The 20794-nt window shown below is 62.9% G+C and carries 19 protein-coding genes; 13 read left to right on the top strand and 6 right to left on the bottom strand.

Going from position 1 to position 20794, the window contains the following annotated elements:
- Positions 1 to 126: 126 nt before the first annotated feature.
- Both BDK61_RS13245 and BDK61_RS13240 read left to right on the top strand, forming a co-directional pair.
- Positions 127 to 591, top strand: coding sequence for an NAD-binding protein (locus tag BDK61_RS13245; RefSeq protein ID WP_004957556.1), 465 nt, complete (start codon positions 127 to 129; stop codon positions 589 to 591).
- Positions 592 to 593: 2 nt separating this feature from the next.
- Positions 594 to 2798, top strand: a complete 2205-nt coding sequence (locus tag BDK61_RS13240; protein WP_121303467.1) for an APC family permease — start codon at positions 594 to 596, stop codon at positions 2796 to 2798.
- Here BDK61_RS13240 and BDK61_RS13235 read toward each other — a convergent pair whose 3' ends face one another.
- Positions 2799 to 3512 carry a phosphoglycerol geranylgeranyltransferase gene (locus BDK61_RS13235; RefSeq protein WP_121303466.1) on the bottom strand — a complete coding sequence of 238 codons (714 nt, stop codon included), beginning with the start codon at positions 3510 to 3512 and terminating at the stop codon, positions 2799 to 2801.
- 145 nt (positions 3513 to 3657) lie between these two features.
- On the opposite strand from BDK61_RS13235, the gene BDK61_RS13230 reads away from it, so the two are divergent.
- The 3 genes from BDK61_RS13230 to BDK61_RS13220 are packed head-to-tail and all read left to right on the top strand — an operon-like array spanning position 3658 to position 4782.
- Positions 3658 to 4134, top strand: a complete 477-nt coding sequence (locus tag BDK61_RS13230; RefSeq protein WP_004957546.1) for a hypothetical protein — start codon at positions 3658 to 3660, stop codon at positions 4132 to 4134.
- A gap of 58 nt (positions 4135 to 4192) precedes the next feature.
- Complete coding sequence (locus BDK61_RS13225) at positions 4193 to 4594, top strand: Rieske (2Fe-2S) protein (protein WP_121303465.1); 402 nt, start codon at positions 4193 to 4195, stop codon at positions 4592 to 4594.
- Entirely contained in the window at positions 4591 to 4782 is a 192-nt protein-coding gene (locus BDK61_RS13220) for a hypothetical protein (protein WP_121303464.1), read from the top strand. Before BDK61_RS13225 ends, BDK61_RS13220 begins: the two co-directional genes overlap by 4 nt.
- Positions 4783 to 4794: 12 nt before the next feature.
- Here BDK61_RS13220 and BDK61_RS13215 read toward each other — a convergent pair whose 3' ends face one another.
- Positions 4795 to 8889, bottom strand: a complete 4095-nt coding sequence (locus tag BDK61_RS13215) for a DNA topoisomerase I (protein WP_121303463.1) — start codon at positions 8887 to 8889, stop codon at positions 4795 to 4797.
- A gap of 226 nt (positions 8890 to 9115) precedes the next feature.
- Between BDK61_RS13215 and BDK61_RS13210 the strand changes: the two genes are divergently transcribed.
- The gene (locus BDK61_RS13210; RefSeq protein WP_121303462.1) at positions 9116 to 9661 is read left to right on the top strand and encodes a hypothetical protein; all 546 of its coding nucleotides are present in this window, start codon (positions 9116 to 9118) and stop codon (positions 9659 to 9661) included.
- Between the two features lie 170 nt (positions 9662 to 9831).
- Positions 9832 to 10128: a hypothetical protein gene (locus tag BDK61_RS13205; protein ID WP_004957532.1), complete on the top strand. Its 297-nt coding sequence runs from the start codon at positions 9832 to 9834 to the stop codon at positions 10126 to 10128.
- A gap of 52 nt (positions 10129 to 10180) precedes the next feature.
- Here the strand turns inward: BDK61_RS13205 and gatB are convergent, their stop codons facing one another.
- Positions 10181 to 11698 (bottom strand): Asp-tRNA(Asn)/Glu-tRNA(Gln) amidotransferase subunit GatB, encoded by a 1518-nt coding sequence (gatB, locus tag BDK61_RS13200; protein WP_004957529.1) that lies wholly within the window; start codon positions 11696 to 11698, stop codon positions 10181 to 10183.
- Positions 11699 to 11827: 129 nt separating this feature from the next.
- Here gatB and BDK61_RS13195 point away from each other — a divergent pair, with 129 nt between their 5' ends.
- The 5 genes from BDK61_RS13195 to BDK61_RS13175 all read left to right on the top strand — a co-directional run bounded on the left by BDK61_RS13195 (position 11828) and on the right by BDK61_RS13175 (position 18864).
- Positions 11828 to 12577, top strand: coding sequence for a DICT sensory domain-containing protein (locus tag BDK61_RS13195; RefSeq protein ID WP_244209793.1), 750 nt, complete (start codon positions 11828 to 11830; stop codon positions 12575 to 12577).
- Positions 12578 to 12688: 111 nt separating this feature from the next.
- Complete coding sequence (locus BDK61_RS13190) at positions 12689 to 12991, top strand: DUF7518 family protein (RefSeq protein ID WP_004957526.1); 303 nt, start codon at positions 12689 to 12691, stop codon at positions 12989 to 12991.
- A 21-nt stretch (positions 12992 to 13012) separates the two neighbouring features.
- The gene (gene smc, locus BDK61_RS13185; RefSeq protein WP_121303461.1) at positions 13013 to 16600 is read left to right on the top strand and encodes a chromosome segregation protein SMC; all 3588 of its coding nucleotides are present in this window, start codon (positions 13013 to 13015) and stop codon (positions 16598 to 16600) included.
- Positions 16593 to 17681, top strand: coding sequence for a segregation/condensation protein A (locus tag BDK61_RS13180; RefSeq protein ID WP_121303460.1), 1089 nt, complete (start codon positions 16593 to 16595; stop codon positions 17679 to 17681). Before smc ends, BDK61_RS13180 begins: the two co-directional genes overlap by 8 nt.
- Positions 17682 to 17760: 79 nt before the next feature.
- The gene (locus tag BDK61_RS13175; protein ID WP_007187666.1) at positions 17761 to 18864 is read left to right on the top strand and encodes a site-2 protease family protein; all 1104 of its coding nucleotides are present in this window, start codon (positions 17761 to 17763) and stop codon (positions 18862 to 18864) included.
- A 30-nt stretch (positions 18865 to 18894) separates the two neighbouring features.
- Here the strand turns inward: BDK61_RS13175 and BDK61_RS13170 are convergent, their stop codons facing one another.
- Together BDK61_RS13170 and BDK61_RS13165 are read right to left on the bottom strand one after the other, a co-directional pair.
- Positions 18895 to 19545 (bottom strand): hypothetical protein, encoded by a 651-nt coding sequence (locus BDK61_RS13170; protein WP_007187665.1) that lies wholly within the window; start codon positions 19543 to 19545, stop codon positions 18895 to 18897.
- Positions 19546 to 19593: 48 nt separating this feature from the next.
- Positions 19594 to 19830 carry a DUF7576 family protein gene (locus tag BDK61_RS13165; protein ID WP_121303459.1) on the bottom strand — a complete coding sequence of 79 codons (237 nt, stop codon included), beginning with the start codon at positions 19828 to 19830 and terminating at the stop codon, positions 19594 to 19596.
- Positions 19831 to 19923: 93 nt separating this feature from the next.
- Between BDK61_RS13165 and BDK61_RS13160 the strand changes: the two genes are divergently transcribed.
- Positions 19924 to 20175, top strand: coding sequence for a hypothetical protein (locus BDK61_RS13160; RefSeq protein ID WP_121303458.1), 252 nt, complete (start codon positions 19924 to 19926; stop codon positions 20173 to 20175).
- A gap of 338 nt (positions 20176 to 20513) precedes the next feature.
- On the opposite strand, the gene BDK61_RS13150 is transcribed toward BDK61_RS13160, so the two are convergent.
- Positions 20514 to 20759: a hypothetical protein gene (locus BDK61_RS13150; RefSeq protein ID WP_007187664.1), complete on the bottom strand. Its 246-nt coding sequence runs from the start codon at positions 20757 to 20759 to the stop codon at positions 20514 to 20516.
- Positions 20760 to 20794 lie beyond the last annotated feature (35 nt).

Raw genomic sequence — 20794 nt, 5'->3', positions numbered from 1 at the left:
ATAACCTTCCGAATATTGATTATATAATCATAATAGTCCGGAATCGGAATTTCATCCTAGATATTTATCGGCTATCGGAACCAATGGGTGCGTGTCGGCCGGGTCGCTCCGGCCGCTACGAACCCAATGATATCTCTTACCGCACTCCGCGAGCGAGTGGACGACGACATCGACCCTCCGTCGGTACTGGTCATCAGCGACCGGCACGTCGGGTCTGAGGTAGTAACGACGTTAGACCGAAGCACCAATGTCTGTCTCGTCACCGACCACGACGGCGTTGCCGGGCAAACGCCCGACGACACCCGCGTGGTAGTCGGTGACGGGCGGGAGCGCGCTGTTCTCCGGGACGCTGGGGCCCAGACGACCGATGTCGCCCTGATATCGATGCAGACGGACCACGGGGCGTTCCTTGTGACACAACTGCTTCGGACGCAGTTCGATGTCGAAACCGTGGTCGTCGTGCTCAACGACCCGCAGCATCGACCAGCGTTCGAGTCGGTCGCTTCCGAAGTGGTCTGTAGCTCGCAGGTCTTGGCGACCGAACTGGAACGCGCTGTTGCAACGACACTTCAGACGCCTGAAACCGCGTAACAATGGCCAAGGACCTGGAACGCGACCTCGGACTGCTGTCAGTAGTAGCGATATCTATCGGCGCGATGGTCGGCAGTGGCATCTTCATTTTGCCGGCGCTGGCGGTGAAAGACGCCGGAGCCGGCATCATTGCCGCCTACCTGCTCGCGGGCGTGCTTGTGCTTCCTGCCGCACTCAGCAAGGCCGAAATGGCGACAGCCATGCCGGAGGCCGGCGGCACATACGTCTATATCGAGCGGTCAATGGGGCCGCTGCTTGGCACCGTCTCCGGCCTCGGCACATGGTTCTCGCTCTCGTTTAAGGGCGCGCTCGCACTCGTCGGTGGCGTGCCGTACCTCGTTCTTCTCTTCGACCTGCCGATCCGCCCGGTTGCAATCACGCTCGCCGCCGTCCTCATCCTCGTCAACATCCTCGGCGCGGAACAGACCGGACGACTCCAGATCGGCATCGTCGCAGTCATGCTCGTGGCGATCGGCTGGTTCGTCGCCGGCGGCGGGCCGGCAGTCAACACCGCGACGTACGGCGGGATGTGGGAGTACGGCGTCGAAGGCATCTTCGCCGCGACCGGCCTCGTGTTTGTCTCCTTTGCTGGCGTGACGAAAATCGCCTCTATCGCCGAAGAGGTCGAGGACCCGGACCGCGTCATTCCGCTCGGGATGCTGGGCTCGCTCGCCTTCACCACGCTGCTGTACGTACTCGTTGTCGCCGTCGTCGTCGGCGTCATTCCGCTCGACCAGCTCGCCGGGAGCACGACGCCCATCGCTGATGCAGCCGAGGCAACGCTCGGTACCGCTGGCGTCGCGGCCGTCGTTCTGGCGGCGATTCTGGCGCTGGTCAGCACGGCCAACGCCGGTATCCTCTCCTCGTCGCGCTACCCGTTCGCCATGAGTCGTGACGGGCTCGCGCCCGACCTGCTCAGTACGGTCAGCGACCGCTTCGGCACGCCGGTGACTGCCATCACGCTGACCGGCGGCGTCATGTTGCTCCTCATCCTCTTCGTTCCGATTCTGGAAATCGCCAAGCTCGCGAGCGCGTTCAAGATCCTTGTGTTCGCGCTCATCAACGTCGCGCTCATCGGCTTCCGTGAGAGCGACGCCCCCGACTACGACCCCTCCTTTGAGGTTCCGCTGTACCCGTGGACGCCGATATTCGGCACCCTGACCGGTTTCGCCCTGCTAACGCAGATGGGCCTTATCGCGATTGTCGGGGCCGTCGGCATTGTCATCGCCAGTGTCGTCTGGTATCTGGGCTACGTCCGACCGCGAGTCACCAGAGAGGGCGCGATCAAGGAATCCGTCCGCCGGAGTATCGGCGACCGCGCGCTCGACCGGACCGAGGAGACGCTCGATGAGACAGCAGAGACCTCCGTCCTTGTCGCACTCCCCGAGGGCGCTTCGCGGCAGAGCGAAGCCACACTGCTTGAAGTCGGGGCCGCGCTTTCGCCCACTGACAGCAGCCTCTCTGTCGTCCAGTTCGACGAAGTGCCTGACCAGCAGCCCCTCGATTATGCCTCCGGCGTGCAGTCCCCAGACGACCTCGAATTCGAGTGTCGGACCGATACGCTGGCGGCTACCCTCGATACCCCTGTCGAGTACGGCGAACTCGTCAGCCACCATCCTGAGCGGGCCGTCGCCAACGCTGTCGAAGAGCGCGGCGTCGATGTGCTTCTGGTGGAACGTGGCGCGTCGTTCGAGGACTCGCTGCTGGGCGACAGTATCGACCGCATTCGGAAACAGACCGACTGCGACACCATCGCCGTCGACGCACAGCCGCTTGACGCGCTGGAAACGATCACGCTGGTCACGACCCATGGCCCGTACGACCCACTGAAAGTCCGCGTCGGGAACGCTGTCGCGACAGCGACCGGGGCCGACCTCCAGTTCCTCTACCCGCTCGACGAGCGCCAGTCGGCCGAGGAACGCCAGCAACTCGAAGCGTACCACGACGACCTGCTCGACCTCTGTGACATCCCGACAGATCGAAGCTTCGTCGACCGAGGCGACCTTCCAGCGGCGATAGACGCGGCTGACAGTGACAGAACGCTCCTGATCCACGCAAGCAACGGTGGGCTTTCGGCCCGTACGTCAAACGGCACCGGGACCACGCAGTCAGCAATTCAGGACAGCGACCACGCGTCGATGGAAGTAGACACAAAACGCCACCCCGGCGGCGTCGTCGGTCGGCTGCTCGAACGGCTGGCGTTCTAGCTACCGGACTGTCGCCGTCGCGTCTTTCGCGCCCTTCACCGTCTCTCGCACCGCATCGACGCCTTCATCGTGGACGAGGTCACCGACGACGATGGTATCCGCGTGCTGTGCCATCGTGCGGGCGGATTCGTAGTCGTGGATGCCACCGCCATAGAACAGCGTCGCGTCGTCAAGGATGTCCGCGGCGGCGGCGACGATATCGGGGTCGCCGAGCATCCCCGAGTACTCCACGTAGACGATTTCCTGTCCCAGCAAGTGTTCTGCGGCTTCGGCGTAGGCGGCCACGTCGTCCGCGTTGAGGTCGCAGTTGGCCTGCGTGTAGGATGCCACCGACGCCTCCGGGTTCATGACGATGTAGGCCTCGGTGAATGTTCGTGACCAGTCAATCCCGTCGTCGATACGTATCCACTCCTTGTGCGCGCCGGTGATCCAGGTTACGTCGCCAGCGTTCATCACGACCGGCACGAGATAGCCGTCGTGACGGTCGCTGTGGACGACAGACGCGGGGTTGGACGGCTCGATATACACGGGAATGTCGTGTTTCCCGCAGGCGTCGACGACCCGCTTCATCTTCTCCTCTGTCATCCCGGTGGTCCCGCCGACTTCGATGGCGTCAGTCCCCGTCGCCGCGACGTCTTCGAACGTCTCTCCATCGACCAGCGTCTTGTCGGGGTCTATCTTCACGATGTGGTCCCAGTCCGCCCAGTCGCTCATACCAGCCAGACTTGCGCGTGGCCGTATAACCGCTTCGGATACACCCATCACAGTGGGTCGCGCTGACAGTCCTGCCCGGCCGGTATTGGCTCCGGATATATACGTCTCCGAAGATTTATGATGGCTATGTTACAATCGTCAGACAATGACCGCGGACAAACGCCGGTACGTCGTCACTGCCATCCGGGGTGTGCTCGTTCTTACGGGTGCTGTCGTGACGGTGGCAGTGCTGTACTCGTTTTCGACGATGCCGACAGCGTCGGCGTCCGACGACGGCTTCGTCCGCGGACTCTCGTATCTGTTCGGCAGCGTCTTCTTCATCCTCGCGCTGGGCGGTGCCGGGCTCGGTCTCGCCTTACCATCGCTGTTGGGGGCTGATGACGCGCTGGCGTTTGACCGCTGGCAACGCCGCTGTCTTCAGGCTTCCGGCGGCCTCTTCGTCGGCGGGTTCGTCGCCGGACTGGTGGCGGGACTGCTCACTGCGTTGCAGTACGGCCTTCTCCTCTGGCTGGTCGCCATCGTCCTTGCCGTGCTCGTCGTCAGCTGTGTGCTGGTCTGGCGACTGTTCGAGGTATTCGTCACTGCGCTGGTGCGTCTCATCGCTGCGGAGACCGGCGAGTGAACCCATAGCTCTACTCCCACGGTAACGCTGATACTGGCGGCAACCTAACGCGCCAGTCGTGCAGCGATTAACGACAGTCGAGACGGTCCACGAGGACGGGTCGTGGCTGTTCACCGCCGAAGACCCCTACGGCGACCTCGAAGAAGTCGTTCTCGTTCCCTGCGAGGACGGCGTCGAGGCGTGGGTGAACCGATGTACGCACGAGGCACAGCGGTTCGACACCGGGCGGGGCGTCCCGATGCGGGACGACCAGCTCATCTGTCCCCGACACGGGTCACTGTTCGACGCCTGTGACGGCGGCTGCGACAACGGCGACGCCGCAGGGACGACGCTCTCAGGTATCGAAGTCTCGGAAACCCACGGTGACGTGTTCCTCACGGACGACGACTATACGTTCGCCCACGAGGGCGGTATTGATGACGACGACGGCCCGAGTTCCACGTCCCACCTTCAGTTATGACTCCTGGCCACAGCATCGAACGAGACCGACTGCGAGCCGGCGTCGTTGAGTGCCCGCTCTGCGAGCGCCAGATACCCGAGCCGCTAACGCACGCAGTCGTCTACGGTGCTGTCGACACAGTCACAGCCGATAACGCGGACGCCGTCGAGTGTCCGGTCTGTGACGGCGTGACGTTCGTCGCTGACTGACCGGCGGCCCTCTCAGGCTTCCAGTTCGTCCTGCCAGTCCCGGACCTGTGTGGCGCTGACGCCCTGTACCTCGGTCGCGACGATGTCGGGGTCGGCCTCCCGCAGCGCCGCCAGCGAGTCGACGCCGGCGTCGCCGAGCTTTTCGGCGGTCGCCGAGCCGATACCGTTCAGGTCTTCCAGATCTTCGATGGCGGTGCGGGCCTGATACTCCTCGTAGTTACAGATGGGACAGCCAAGCTCCCAGGGGTCGTCACTGTCGGCGTCGATGACCAGCTCCGGCAGGTCGTGTTCCTCGCAGAACGCCTCGGTTACCGAGATGTCGCCGTTGCGTGGCAGCGGCAGCGAGTAGTCACAGTCGGGGTAGCGCGTACAACCGACCAGCCGGGAGCCCGAGCGGAGGTGTTTGATTGCGAGGTCGCCGTCGTGTTCCGAGCCACACTCCGGGCATGGCCCGATGACCTCGTCCTCGCTCTCGTCGGCCTTCTCGGCCTCACAGCGGGGACAGCCGTGGACAAACGTGTCCCGGCCGGCGAGCATCTTGACGTGGTGCATGTCGTGTTCCTCGCAGTGGTCTTCGAGCACCTGCGGCTCGCCCGTCGACGGGAGCGGGAGCGTGTTACGGCACTCGGGGAAGCCGTCACAGCCGACGAAGTACGACCCCTGGCGCGAGCGCCGGACCAGCATGTCCTCACCGCATTTCGGACAGGGGCCGAGCGTCTTGTCGGCTTTCAGCGACTCTTGGAGGTGCTCGCCGATCTCCTCGCGGGAGTCCCGCAGCTCCTCGAAGACGCGCTTGAGCATCTCGCGGGACTCATCGGCCACGTCGTCGAGCGTGGCCTCGCCGTTGGCGATGGCGGTCATGTTGGCCTCTAGCTGGGCGGTCATCTCGTCGCTGACGACGTGGTCGGCGAACTCCTCGGCGGCTTCGACGACGGCCATCGCCAGCGTCGTCGGTCGGGGCGGATCGCCCTCGATGTAGCCGCGGTCGTACAGCTTCTCGATTGAATTGTGACGGGTTGAGTTGTGAACTACTGCACCGCCATTGACGGCGAAGTTTGGCGCGTTCTCGCTGACAGTGAGGTCGTACACCGGACCGTCGTACTCGCTGCGCTCGACATCTTCAACGGTGACCGACGACGGTTCGCCGCGGAGTGTCGCGTATACGGACCCTTCGAAATCGGCTGCAACATACTGAACAGTTCTGTTCTCGTCTAGACTTCGATTGCTCCCCTGAATTTGTTTTTCGATGTGACCGCTCTCGCGCAGTTCGCGGAGATACTTGTTTACGCTGCCCCGGGTGACGCCGAGAGTCTGGGCGAGCGCGGCACTCGTCTTCGGCTCCTGCCGAATCGCTTCCAGTAGCTCCGCTTTCCTCGTAGTTACGTCGTACGCGTCGAGCGCGTCGAGTCCTCGATAGAACTTCTCGTCAGACGCAATGGGTATTCTATCGAGGAACTGCTCGAGGTTCCGCCGCCCCCGAATGTGGAGCTTGTGCTGGTCGGGGGCCAGTTTCGTTTCAATACCCATCTCCGCGAGCATTTCTCCAACGCCTGTCAGAAGCGTGTGGTCCGTGTTTGAAATAAAGGCCCTCCCTTCTCGGGAAATGTGACCCTCATCGTCGAACAGTGCACCAACGAACGCTGGCCGAACTGCGTCCGGAAGCACCGGCGTTCCGTTCTCAGTTACGGCCTCCAACACGCACACGAGGACACGCCCGACCGCTGATGGAACATCGACCTGATACTTTCGCTTGTGATGTGACTCTCGTCCCGGACGGTCGGTGACGGTCGGCTCGATATCGAATAGTCGTTCAATATCCCGAGCGAATCGCTCTATCAATGCCTCATCCGTGTTGTGATACCGCACGTCAACGACGTTCTCATCGTCGTTGCGGTGTATCGAGCCGTCACCCAAGAGGCAGCCAATGACCTGCGCCAGTTCCGGTGACCACTCCAAGGGGAATGGATTCTCGAAGCTCGTCTCGTAATTCAGCCCGTGAATTCTGTCTGGCCTGATATCCAACTCGCCAAGCAACCAGACGGGGACATCCTTTTCACCGCGTTCGTATTTGCCAACCGCAGAGCCGTAGGAACCGTATCGCTCGGCAAACGCAGTCTGGCTCTCGTCACGCGCCGCTCGTTGTGCCGCGAGTTCTGTTCCGCAATCGACGCCGTAGAGCTTCGAGTGCTTGTCGCAGTCCGCAGCGAACGTTTCCCACGAAAGCACCGTTTCGTCGGATGGTTCGACCATCGTGTCCGGCGGTCTACGAGCCGCGACGAGGTCGGTTCCCGCCTCGATATCCGACGCTGGACGGACTGTGACTTCGCCGTCCTGCCGGATGTACATCGGGTGGTCGTCGGTAACTGTAACCGCTCCGCGACTGGTTTCGATTGTTCGAACGCTCTCATCGTCTCTCAACGGCCGCTCACTGACGAGCGTTGATTCCTGTTCGGAGACACGTTCAGTCGCTTCGTCAAGCGAAAGGACCGTCGGTGTCTCCTTACTGACCGCAATATCTGTGTCTCCGTCAGCGAGGACGACCTGTCCGTCGCTAAAGAGCGAGTCGACTGTCTGTCGCTCGATATCTCCGTTTTCAGACCTGACAAGTACGTCACTGTCCGCTGTGAGGCATTTCGTCCCAAGCCCTTTGTCCTCCATCGTCTGGATGAGCCGCGACTGGCCGTAGCGACGTGGCGGCTGGGTCTGTTTGGCCTCCATCCGCACTTCGGAGATGGCCAGTTCCTCGCCCTCCTCCACGTCGGGAACGTGGTTCTCGCTGGCGCTGGAGTAAGGATACACCTCGTGATAGCCCGGTTCGACAAGGCGCTTGCCGTTGGCCTTCAGCGAGCGGCCGCCGGCCTCGGCGACGACCCGCAGGTGCTCCCACGTGGCGGCCTCGGCGACCGTCGCGAAGAAGCGCCGGACGACCAGTTCGTAGATTTCCCACTCGTCGTCCGAGAGGTCGGCCTTCGGCGGAATTTCGCCCGTCGGGTGAATGGGCGGGTGGTCGGTGGTCTCCTCGTCGCCCTCGGTGGCGGTGATGTCGTCTTGCTCCAGCAGCGCCTCGGCGTCCTCGCCGAAGTGTCCGGCTCCGACGAACTCATCGAGCAGGGCGTCCTCTTCGAGGTCGTCCGGGTAGACCGTGTTGTCCGTTCGGGGGTAGGTGATGTAACCGGTGGTGTACAGCTCCTCGGCGATTGACATCGCCTGCTGGGCGGAGTAGCCCAGTGAACTCGCAGCGGAGATGAAGGCGGTGGTGTTGAACGGCGTCGGCGGGCTGTCGGTTCGGGTCCGGCGGCGGACGCTCGTCACCGTCGCCGCGTCGACGCTCGTCAGGTCTGCGTACGCGTCGTCAGCGTCGTCTTCGACCCACACCCGCTCGGCTTCTTTGCCGTCGTCGTCGTAGAAGTACTGGGCCTCGAAGCCCGAACCGTTCTTCTGGAGGTCGGCGAATATTTCCCAGTAGTCCTCGGGGTCGAAGGCCTGTATCTCGCGCTCGCGGTCGACGATGAGCTTCAGCGTCGGCGACTGGACCCGACCCACGGAGATGAAGTCGTCGCCCAGCTGTCGGGCCGACAGCGAAAGAAAGCGAGTGAGTGCGGCCCCCCACACGAGGTCGATAATCTGACGGGCCTCACCCGCAGCCGCCAGGTCGAAATCAATCTCGTCGGGATTGGCGAAGGCGTCCCGGACCTCCCGCTCGGTGATCGAGGAGAAGCGGACACGGTCGACGGGCGCGTCTGTCTCCTCGCGGATGAGTTCGTAGGCCTCCTTGCCGATGAGTTCCCCCTCGCGGTCGTAGTCCGTCGCGATGGTGGCTTCGTCGGCCTTGCGGGCGAGTTGCTTCAGCGTCGTGACGATGTTCTCCTGGGTCGGCTCCTTCGTCACGTCGGCGTCGATGAGTTCGACCGGTTCGACGTCCCGCCAGTCGTTGTATTCCTCGGGGAAGTCGACGCCGACGACGTGCCCGGAGAGGCCGACGACGTGGGTGTCTCCCCACCGATAGACGTTGACGCCGTTTCGCCGATTCGCGGACGCGCCCCCTTCTGAGAGGATCTCCGCGATGCGGCGAGCGGCGTTGTCCTTCTCGGTGATAATCAGCCTCATCGGACACCACCTGTCTCTGTCATTACCCGTCGGTACGGAGTCAGTTGTTCTAAACGCTTTCGGGAAAATCAGGCGACAGCGCGGGTGTGCGGGCGCTTGCGGGGCCGCTCGCGCTCGCGCGGAGGTAGCCCCATTATCAATTCGGCAGCGGTCCAACGCAAGTGGGCAGCTGTGGCACCACTCATCACTTCGACGCACTCTTGCCACTGCCTCCCCGACTGCCGGTATGGATCGCCGGACGACCAAACTCCTCCGCGGAACCGCCGCCGCACTCGTCTTTGCGACGGCGGCGTTTCACCTCTGGTGGGGACTCCCGCGAAGCATCATCTACGCGCAAGCGATAGAGGGACTGTTCGGCCGGGGGCTCCCGCCGGACCCTCGCCCGTTCCTGTTCGTCGCCTTCGCCGCGGTGTTGCTCGCCGGCCCGTATCTCATTACACGGGGCGTCATCGGCCTGCGGAACGCCTATATCGCCGGGACGCTCCTCATGGTCGCATCCATTGCCGCGTGGGTGTTCTGGCACGCCACCGGCCACGGTGCCTTCCTCGTGGATGGGTTCTCCGCGCCGTCGTCCGGGAGCGGCGGCCACCACGGCGGGAGCACTGCCCTGCTGATACTGGACCATTTCAACACCGAGCCGACCGAGTCCGCGATCAAAACCCTCGAAGCGCTCGCCGCTGCGATACTCGTCACACTGCTGTGGAAAGACCCTGCGATTATGCCGGGCGAGCGACGTGACAGCGTCGAGTCAAGCACGTCGAGCGAATCGTAGCGCGCAGCTCAGCGTACTGGACAGTAGGATAGCCTTATACGGTAACCACGCCTATAGAGTTCAGGACCGACTCGGCAAGGGAACGGCGGTACCCTGACATTTATTATCAGTAGTGTGTCTCTTGTTATTGGATGGAAACTTCTATCCCGGACGTGATATGGGACACAGGGATGGACCGGGTGTTTGAGGCATTGTTTACCCGCCGTCGTCGAATGATTCTGTTCATGCTGAAGCAGGATAGTCCACGGCAGATTGTCGACTTTCTGCCAAGAAGTGTCGGCGCTCAGAGTACTGAAACTGAACTCCGTCACGATGACTTACCCCGTCTGGCCAGTTTAGCGTACATCAACTGGGACCGAGCGGCCGATGAGGTATCACGAGGCCAGCGATTCGACGAAATAGAACCGATGCTCGAGTTGCTTGAGAACCACGCCGATGAACTGCCGGACAACTGGCCACAGCGATGACTGCAGCAATTCAGGCTCGCCACTGCACCACCAGGCCGAGTAGGACGCTATCTTAGCTCTCCAGTTCCTCGCGCAGCAACCCATTCACGTCACCGGGGTCAGCGCTCCCGCCGGTTTTTTGCATGACCTGTCCGACGAGGAAGTTGATTGCGCCGCCCTCGCCGCTGTGGTAGTCTTCAACGGCGTCGGGATTCTCGTCGATAGCTTCCACGACAGCCTGTTGGACCTCGTCGCCGGAGGTCTTGCCCAGTCCCTCGCGGTCAACGACGGTGTCGGGGTCGTCGCCCGTATCGAGCATCTCCCGGAGCACAGTCTCATGGGCGTTTTTGGCCGTAATTTCGTCCTCGGCGACGAGTGCCACGAGCTGGGTCACCTCATCGAAGCGGTCGTCAATGTCGGTGATGGCCATGTCGCGGTAGTTCAGTTCGCCAAGCAGGTTGTCGGCGACCCACGTCGCGGCCAGGTTGGCGTCGAAGCGCTCGGCCACGTCCTCGAAGAAGTCCGCGACCTGTTTCGTGCTCGTGAGCTTCGAGGCGGCTTCCTCGCTGAGCCCGTACTCCTCGACGAACCGCTCGCGGCGGGCGTCGGGGAGTTCCGGGATCGGCACCTCGTCTTTCCAGTGGCTAACTCGAAGCGGCGGCAGGTCGGCCTCCCGGAAGTAGCGGTAGTCCTTCTCCTCCTCTTTCGAGCGCATCGACACCGTGTTGCCGTGCGTTTCGTTGAAGTGACGTGTCTCCTGTTCGACGGCGCGCCCTGACTGGATGAGTTTTCGCTGGCGCGACGCTTCGAAGGAGAGCGCCTGTTCCGCGCCCTTGTGGCTTGAGATGTTCTTGACCTCGGTGCGGTTGGCGTCTTCGAGGACGGACTTGTCGATGTCGCCGTCTTCGCCAACTTCGCTGGCGTCGACCATTGAGAGGTTCGCGTCGATGCGGAGACTGCCATCCCGCGTCGCGTCGAACACGCCCAGATACTCAAGCACTTCTTCGAGTTTTTCGAGGAACGACCGGACCTCGCCCGGCGCACGGAAGTCCGGTTCCGTGACGATCTCCATCAGCGGCGTTCCGGCGCGGTTGTAGTCGATGAGCGTGTAATCCGCGCGTTCAATGGAGCAGGTGCGGGATTCCAGCGGGCCCGAGCCCTCACGGACGTGTTTGATCGAGCCGGGGTCCTCTTCGAGGTGTGCCCGGCGGATGTCGACGCTGCGGCGCTCGCTCTCGACGGAGAATTCGAGTTCCCCGTCCTGACAGATCGGCGAGTCGTACTGCGTTATCTGGAAGTTCTTCGGGAGGTCGGGGTAGTAGTAGTTCTTCCGGTGGAAGGTGGTCTCCGCCGGGATGTCGGCATCGATAGCCTTGCCGACCTTCACGGCGGCCTCGACCGCTCCCTCGTTGACCACCGGGAGCGCGCCGGGAAGGCCCAGACACACCGGGCAGGTGTGGGTGTTGGGTTCGGCATCGGCCACGTCGGTCGAACAGCCACAGAATATCTTCGTCTCCGTCTCAAGCTGGACGTGGACCTCCAGCCCGATGACGGCCGCGAGTTCGCGGGCTTCGGACGCTTGCGCAGTCATTGTCCGGGATTCGGTGGCGCGTGGCTAAAGGCTAACGACCCCATCCGCAGCAACTCCCCAGCCAGACCTGTATTCACTCTCGATAACGGCCCCGCCACTTTCAATACGGAGAATCAAATGTGTGGCAGTGTGACGATATCGGCGTTCATCGATACGGTTCCGTTAGCTCGGCGGACGCTCACGGTGTTTAACGACGATGAACCCGAGCCGCTAGTGCGGATGCTCAGGCGGATGGTTGACTCGCCGGCCGTCGAGGTTCAGGCTGGCGAGATGTCGCCAGAATCCCCCGAAAACGCCGTCGTCGTCAAGGACGCCGACGGCACGGAGCTGGCCGTCTCGTCGATCAGTGCGGTCGGCGCGTGCGTGTTGCTCGTCAACTCCGACCTGTATGTCACGGGAACGCGGTCTCTGGACGAGGTCGACACGCCGGCGGCGCTGTTGCACCTCGACGAGGTCCCCTTTACTGTCACGGGCAAGCGGAAGATGCTGCTCATCGAACTCTCGCGGTACATCGAGTCGCTTGGGTGGCAATCCGACGATAACACGCTCCACGCGGGGTTTCAGTACCTCTCCCGGATCGACGACGAGCGCGGGACCCGACGCGTGTATGACCGACTGGCCGACAGCGATACCGACCTGCACCTGTACGGCCTTCCGGACCGTGTCCCCGAACTATCCGAGGACCCTACTATCCATACTGAACCGCGTGACGAGCTCCGGGAGTCCTGGTTCGTCGTCAACACTGACTGTACCGCCGATATGAAGGGAGTCCTCCTCGCTGAACGGACCGGACCGAGCCAGTGGCGCGGCTACTGGTCGTTCGGCGCCGACCACGTCGACGAAATTTCGGCGTACCTCCGGAAGCGCTACTCACCGTGACACAGGCGTACTGTCCGTGCCCTGCGTCTCCCGTCAACTCTGCATAATGTATCACTCGGACAGCCAATGTCTGACGTAGGTATAAGTGTCCACAATGGCTGGGTTACGGATATGTGCGGCAACCGAGTCGAGGAACTCGAAACGCGCGTCAGAGAACTGGAAGCGTCGGTCGAGGGACTGACCGACGAACTCGTCGAATGTAAGGTCCGCATCCGGGAACTCGAAGCCAGCGTCGATGAGGACAACGGATTCAGCGCTGACGAGCCCGACTCGGAGGAATCGGCCGCCACCTCGACGGAGGCCGACACACCTAACACTGAGGATACCAACGAGATTGATAACAGGGAGGAGGCCGAGGCCGCGTCGGAGACCGAGACCGAAGAGGACTCGGAGTCCGACATCATCGTCGCGTAGGGCTGTCGGCTACATCACCGCATGCATATTAAAGAGCTCGTCCTCGACAATTTCAAGAGCTTCGGACGGAAGACCCGAATCCCGTTCTACGAAGATTTTACCACTATCAGCGGCCCGAACGGCTCGGGCAAGTCCAACATCATCGACGCGATTCTGTTTGCACTTGGACTCGCTCGCACCTCGGGTATCCGCGCCGAGAAACTCACTGACCTCATCTACAACCCCGGCCACGCCGACGAAGATGCCGAGTACGACGGCGAACGGCAGGCCAGCGTCGAGGTAATTCTGGCCAACGACGACCGGACGCTGTCCCGTTCACAGGTCGTCAACGCCGCCGGCACTGAAGATGTGGGTGACGTGGACGAGATCGCCATCAAACGCCGGGTCAAGGAGACCGAGGACAACTACTACTCCTACTACTACATCAACGGTCGCTCGGTCAACCTTTCGGACATTCAGGACCTGCTCGCTCAGGCCGGCGTCACGCCTGAAGGCTACAACGTCGTCATGCAGGGCGACGTGACCGAGATCATCAACATGACTGCCGGCTCCCGCCGGGAGATCATCGACGAGATCGCCGGCGTCGCCCAGTTCGACGCAAAGAAGGCCGACGCCTTCGACGAACTGGAGGTCGTGCAAGAGCGCATCGACGAGGCCGAGCTCCGCATCGAGGAGAAACAGGAGCGTCTTGATCAACTTGAAGACGAACGGGAGACGGCGCTCAAGTATCAGGACCTCCGTGACGAGAAAGAGGAGTACGAGGGGTACCGCAAGGCTGCCGAACTCGAAGACAAGCGCGAGGAACTGACAGCCGTTGAGGAGTCCATCGACGAACTCGAAAGCGAACTCACCGAACTCCAGACGGAACTCGACGAGCGCCAAGGTGCGGTCATCCGACTGGAAGACGAGCTCCACGAACTCAACCAGGAAATCGAGCGCAAAGGCGAGGACGAACAGCTCGCCATCAAGCGCGAGATCGAGGAGATCAAAGGCGACATCTCCCGGCTGGAGGACAAGATCGAGTCCGCCGAGGAAACAGTCGAGGCCGCCGAGAACGAGCGCCGGCAGGCGTTCGTCCAGATCGACCGCAAGCAGGAGACCATCGACGATCTTGAAAGCGACATCCGCGAGACGAAAGTCGCCAAATCCAACGTCAAGGCCGACATCGCGGAGAAGGAATCCGAACTCGCGGAGGTCCAGCAACGAATCGACGAGGTCGGCGAGGAGTTCCAAGAGGTCAAAGACGAACTGGAGGAGAAACGCTCGCGGCTTGAGACGCTCAAAAGCGAGAAGAACGACCTCCAGCGCGAGCAGGACCGTCTGCTTGATGAGGCCCGCCGGCGCTCGAACGCCGAGGACGAGAAGCGAGCGGCTATTGAGGAAGCCGAAGCCGAGATCCCCGACCTCGAAGCCGACATCGAGGACCTGCAGACGGAACTGGAGAAAGAGAAACAGAACAAGGCGACTATCGGCGAAGTCGTCGACGACCTCAGGGCCGAGAAGCGGGAGCTCCAGTCTGATCTGGACGACCTCGAAGACGAGATCAGCGCGAAACAGCAGGAGTACGCCCAGCTAGAGGCGAAGGCCGGCGAAGACGGGGACTCCTCGTACGGCCGGGCGGTGACGGCGATTCTCAACGCCGGCCAGGACGGCGTCCACGGCACCGTCGGCCAACTCGGCGGCGTCGACCCCGAGTACGCCACGGCCTGTGAGACGGCGGCCGGCGGGCGTCTCGCCCACGTGGTCGTCGATGACGATAGCGTCGGCCAGCGCTGTATCGAGTACCTCAAATCCCGTAGCGCCGGCCGGGCGACGTTCCTCCCTATCACGCAGATGCAGAACCGCTCGCTGGGGTCTCTGCCCAGCGCCGACGGGGTCATCGACTTCGCGTACAACCTCGTGGATTTCGACCGCGAGTACGCGGGTATCTTCTCGTACGTGCTGGGCGACACCGTCGTCGTCGACAGTATGGACACCGCCCGCGAGCTGATGGGCGACTACCGGATGGTCACGCTTGAGGGCGACCTCGTCGAGAAGTCCGGCGCAATGACCGGCGGCTCCTCCTCGGGCACGCGCTACTCCTTCTCGGGCGGCGCTGGCAAGCTCGAACGGGTCGCCACGCGCATCAACGAACTCGAAGACGAGCGCGCCGACGTGCGCGATGACCTCCGTGATGTCGAGGAGCGCCTTGACGACGCCCGCGACCGCGAGTCCGATGCGACCGAACAGGTCCGGGATATCGAGACGAGCATCGAGCGCAAGCAGACCGCGCTCGAAGACACCCGCGAGCGAATCGAGCAACTGGAAGCGGACCTCGAAGAAATCGCTGACGAGCGCGAGGACGTGGCCGACCAGATGGACGAACTGGAGGCCGACATCGAAGCAAAGACCGAAGAGATCGACGCGCTCCAGCGCGATATCGACGAGCTAGAAGCCGAGGTCGAGGATTCGGAACTACCGGACCTGACCGACCAGCGCGAGTCGATCAAGGACGACATCGATGCGCTCGAAGACCGTCAGGGCGAACTCGACGCCGAACTCAACGAGTACCAGTTAGAGAAGCAGTACGCCGAGGAGGCCATCGAGGACCTCCACGACGACATTGAGGCGGCCCAGAACCGCAAGGCCGACCACGAGGAACGCATCGACGACCTCGAAGCGACGGTCGCGGAGAAGCAGGAGCTGAAAGGCGAGAAGGAACAGGCCGTCGCCGACCTCGAAGAGGAACTGGCCGAACTCAAGTCCGAGCGCGAAGACCTGAAAGCCGACCTGCAGGAAGCCAAGGAAGCCCGCGACGAGCAACAGGCCGCGGTCTCCGAAATTGAGCGCGACCTCGAATCTGAGCAGGAAACTCAGGAGCGTCTGGAGTGGGAAATCGATGAACTCGAAGCGCAGGTCGGCGACTACGACCCCGAGGACGTGCCCGACCACGAGACGGTCGAGCAGGAGATTGACCGGCTGGAAACGGAGATGGAGAAACTGGAGCCGGTCAACATGCGGGCTATCGAGGAGTACGACCGGGTCAACGACGACCTGCAGGAACTCGAAGACAAGAAAGCGACGCTGGTCGAAGAGGCCGACGGCATCCGCGACCGCATCGATACCTATGAGGCCCGCAAGAAGGAGACGTTCATGGAGTCGTTCACGGAGATCAACGACCAGTTCCAGAACATCTTCGAGCGGCTCTCGAACGGCACCGGCCATCTCCACCTCGAAGACGAGGACGACCCCTTCGAGGGCGGGCTGACGATGAAGGCCCAGCCCGGCGACAAGCCGATTCAGCGGCTGAACGCGATGTCGGGCGGCGAGAAGTCCCTGACAGCGCTGGCGTTTATTTTCGCCATCCAGCGACACAACCCCGCGCCGTTCTACGCGCTGGACGAGGTCGACGCTTTCCTCGACGCGGCTAACGCCGACCTCGTCGGTGAACTGGTGGACGAACTCGCCGGCGACGCCCAGTTCGTCGTCGTCTCACACCGCTCGGCCATGCTGGAGCGGTCCGAGCGCGCTATCGGCGTGATGATGCAGGGCGACAACGTGAGCGCCGTGACCGGGATCGACCTCAGCGGTGAGGGCGACGGTGATGAGGAGGTTCCGGCTGATGACTAGCGAGGAGCCGACGGAGCAGCGCAACGGAGACTCCTCGGCACAGTCGAGCGGGGAGGGCGAGGCGCGCCCGGAGGAAGCGTCTCGGGGTAGCGAGCGGGGAGCGAATGTGACCCGCGAGCGCAGTGACCCGCGAGACGATGCCGATGACATCCCGCTCAACATCACCGGGCACGAGGACCGCGAGCCGCCAGGTGGCTCGGACGACGCGGCGGCGCTGCTGGGCGACTCCCCCGACCCAGACGACGAGACAACTGCACAGGACAGCCCCGAAAGCGACCGGACGACCGACGAGGACGAGGACGAAGACGTCGAACCGGTCGAAGTGCTGGTCCAGCTTGCGGACGACGGCGAAATCGACCCGTGGGATATCGACGTGGTGCGGGTCACCGACAAGTTCCTCCAGCGTATCGACGACGCGGACCTGCGCACGTCGGGGCGGGCGCTGTTCTACGCGAGCGTCTTGATTCGGATGAAAAGCGACGCAATGCTCGGCGAGGGCGAGACGGAAGAGGAGCCGGCCGAGCCGTGGGAGCAGGCAATGCACGAGGACGCCCCCATCGAGGACCCGGACCCCTTCGCTGCGCTGGAGTCGGAGATGGACCGACGGCTCGAACGCCGCCGCGCCCGCGGGATGCCACAGACGCTCGATGAACTCGTCCGGGATCTCCGCGACGCCGAACGGGAATCGTGGTGGAAGGAGTCCCGCGAGTACGACACCAGCGACTCGCCGAGCGGGTACGACCGCGGGACGCAGGAACTGGACTACCGCGGGGCCGACGACATGCGACTGGACGAGGAACCGTCGGCCGCCGATGTGACTGGAACAGCCCACGCCGAGAACATCGATGACATCATCGCCGACGTGCACGACGCCGTCCGCGAGCAGTACGACCAGGGCCGCGAAGAGGTGCTGTACCGCGAGGTCGACACGGCCGGTGGGTCTCGCGTTGAGACGTTCCTCGGATTGCTCTTTTTAGCTCACCGCGGTCAGGTCCGCCTCCAGCAGGACGACCTCTTTGGGGACCTCTGGATTCAGGACCCCAGCGCCGCGACCGGGTCGGACGAAGCCATCGCAGACTGAGCGAGCCAGTTGGGCGGCTCTACTGTATCCAGTGGGGCCAGCAAACAGGTTCAAACGGGTCGAACCCTAAACGTTGGTAATGGCGACTCAGTCCTCGCCGCCGGAGTTACCTGACCCGGAAGCGCTCGCAGACACGTTCCACGTGTACGAGATCGACAGGACCGCCGAGGACGGCGTCCGGTATTACGGCGAGCCACTGACCGAGTCCGAACAGGTCATCCACCGCATCGCGCCGGCGTTCCGTCAGCGCGGGTACCGCGTCGCGCTCAAGCGGGAGATGGGCGAATGGGTGCTGATTGCCCACGAGCGGTCGCTCGGCGTCGACGGCATCCCGTGGTTGAACGTCGGGCTCGCCGTCCTGACGCTGTTGTCGACGCTGTACGCCGGGACCCGCTGGTACGGGCTGTCCGTGCTCGAAGACCCGACAGCCATGCTCGCGGCGTGGCCCTTCGCCGCGGCCGCACTGGGTATCCTCGCAATTCACGAGTTCGGCCACTACGTCATGAGCCGGTACCACGAGGTTGAGGCGAGCCTGCCGTACTTCCTGCCGTTTCCGAACGTGCTCGGGACGCTGGGTGCGGTCATCAGCATGAACGACCACATCCCCGACCGGAAGGCGCTGTTCGACATCGGCGTCGCCGGCCCGCTGGCGGGTCTCGTTGCGACAGTCGTCGTGACTGCCATCGGTGTGACGCTCCCACCAGTGGAGGTAACTCGCGGCATCGTCACGAACATCGAACTTGGTTACCCGCTGTTGTTGCAGGGTATCGCCGCAGTCATGGGTGAACAGCTTGAGTACGCGAACCCGCAGCTCCTCCCGAACCCGGTCGTCATCGGCGGCTGGGTGGGGGCGTTCGTGACCTTCCTGAACCTCCTGCCAGTCGGCCAACTCGACGGTTCACACGTCGCTCGGTCGCTGTTTGGCGACCGACTGTCTCTGGTCCAGCTCGCCGTCCCCGTCGCCCTGTTTGGACTCGCTGGCTACCTTGTCGCCTTCGAGGGGGGCCGAGCGGCCGGGCTGTGGGCGTTCTGGGGGATTCTGGCGCTGGTGTTCGGCCGGCTCGGGTCGGCGACGCCGCTTGACGAGACGCCGCTGGGACCGGGCCGCTGGGCTGTCGGCCTGCTTACCTTCGTTCTGGGGATGCTCTGTTTCGTCCCGGTACCGCTCGTCATCACGATGTAGCGGCTTCCTGTGGACCGCCCTCCTGACCCCTCACAGCCCGTACGGGTCGTATTCGGGTCTGTTGTCCGCGTCGGCAGAGAGGTCATATCGCTCCCGGAACTCCGTGAGTAGGTCATCAGCGCCAGCAGTGAACAACACAGCGACGCCATACGGCCGGGAGTACGAGTCAGCATCGGGCGGATCGGGGTCGATGAAAATAGCGTCTGTCGGCGGGTCGCCGATACCGGGGAGTTCGGTCAGCAGTGATTCCATCGGCACGAGCCCGGTGAGCACGCTCGGGACGAACGTGCCGCCGGGCAGCGGCGCGCGCGGCTGCACGAAACACTCCGCGACCGGCTTGCCGTCTTCTTCGAGTACGGCGCTCGCCGGGCGTTCCAGCCCCGGCTCCCAGAGGTCAGCCGCGACTTCGGGGACTTCGGCGTCAACGACGAAATCCATCGCGACGCGGTCACGACGGTCGAACGAAAGCAGCGACCAGGCTTCCTCCGAGTCGTCGGGATCGCCGCCGAGCGTAGCCTCGACGAGATCACCTGTTCGGAGGTCGTCAACTGCCGGCTGTCGTTCGCCGTAGCCGGACTGGTACACGGTGTAGAGCCGCGTTGCATCGGTGTCGAACAGATTGATGTGCGGGACCGCATCGACGACCCGGTAGACCCTGAACACGCCCGTGCGCTCGTCCATACTTTCCCGACGCGCTCCATCGTCAAGACTCCGCGGACTCACCGGCGCTCAGGCAGCCGTCATGAGTTTGAGCCACTCGGTCAGGCAGTCGTCGCTACAGTGGTGGTGGCGCTGTCGTCCGCTGCCTGTATCCAGAACTCCGACGACGAGATGCCAGTCGTCGGCGTACATGTGGCCGCCACAGACCACGCAATCGCGCACCGTCTCGTCGTCCGTCCGTTTCCCGACCGACACGGTCTCGACGTAGTAGGTCCCTCCGAGGGCGTACGGCGTTTCCAGCTCCATCGGCACAGTCTGGGGACTACACACCCCTAAATGACGGGGCAAACCGCCTCGGTCGACACAACATGGAGGTAGCTCCGGCTCCAAGCAACAGGTATGAGTCAATCCACGGATCTCCCGGACCCGGACCCTGAACAGCTCCGCCTGGCCGCCGAACGGTTACTCGATGAGACGGTCGATCGCGACGAGGCACTCCATGTGACGGCCGACGATCTGTCGATTGCCATTCCGATGCGGTTCGGTTCGGACTCCCAACAGGCGACGTGGCGGTTCGACGGCGACGTGACGATATCAGCCGACGGTGTTCGTGGGCCGCTCAGAGAGTGGGTCGACCTCCTCGAAGAATAGCCGGCATCGGAGCCGAAGCGCTCAGAATGCCGCGACGTGGGGCAGAGATCAAATTATAGTGTCCACGCCGAGCGGTCCTGTTCGACGAGGTGCCAGTATGACCGGCGATTTCGGTCGGATCGAGCGAGGACTGTGCGTCGCAGTTACTGTGTCCGCGGCAGTTAGCGGGAGAATCTGGCCAGCGATTCGCCGAGGCCCGGACCGACACCTGCGGTGACTGCTGTTCGGGACGTGTGCACGCGAACGACTACTGGGAGAATGAACGTATGGCCACAGCGGTAATACGGAGTAGCAGGGCACGATATCCACGCTGGTGACCGAAATTGAAGCGTTCCGTTTCAGGCATCTCCTCTGTGTGCGTGGCCGATAAACAGTGTCACGGCGTTGCAGACGACGAGTGCGACGAACGCGACCCGCGTTGCCCCGGAGTTCAGGCCGGTAATTAGCAGCGGGAGATACAGAAACGGGAGCGCAATCGCTGTCCAGAACGCGAAACCTCGAACGGCGGAGACGAAAGGCTCGTCGAACTCCGGTATCGAGTCATCAAACTGGGCGAGTAATTCGTATGCGGACGAACTTGACATATGGAGGGAACCTATCCACGGCTTTTACTGGAGAT

The sequence above is a fragment of the Haloarcula quadrata genome, from assembly GCF_003634715.1.
Taxonomy (GTDB): Archaea; Halobacteriota; Halobacteria; order Halobacteriales; family Haloarculaceae; genus Haloarcula; species Haloarcula marismortui.
The sequence above is the reverse complement of the archived record's forward strand: the minus strand, read 5'-3'. Positions and strand labels throughout refer to the sequence as shown.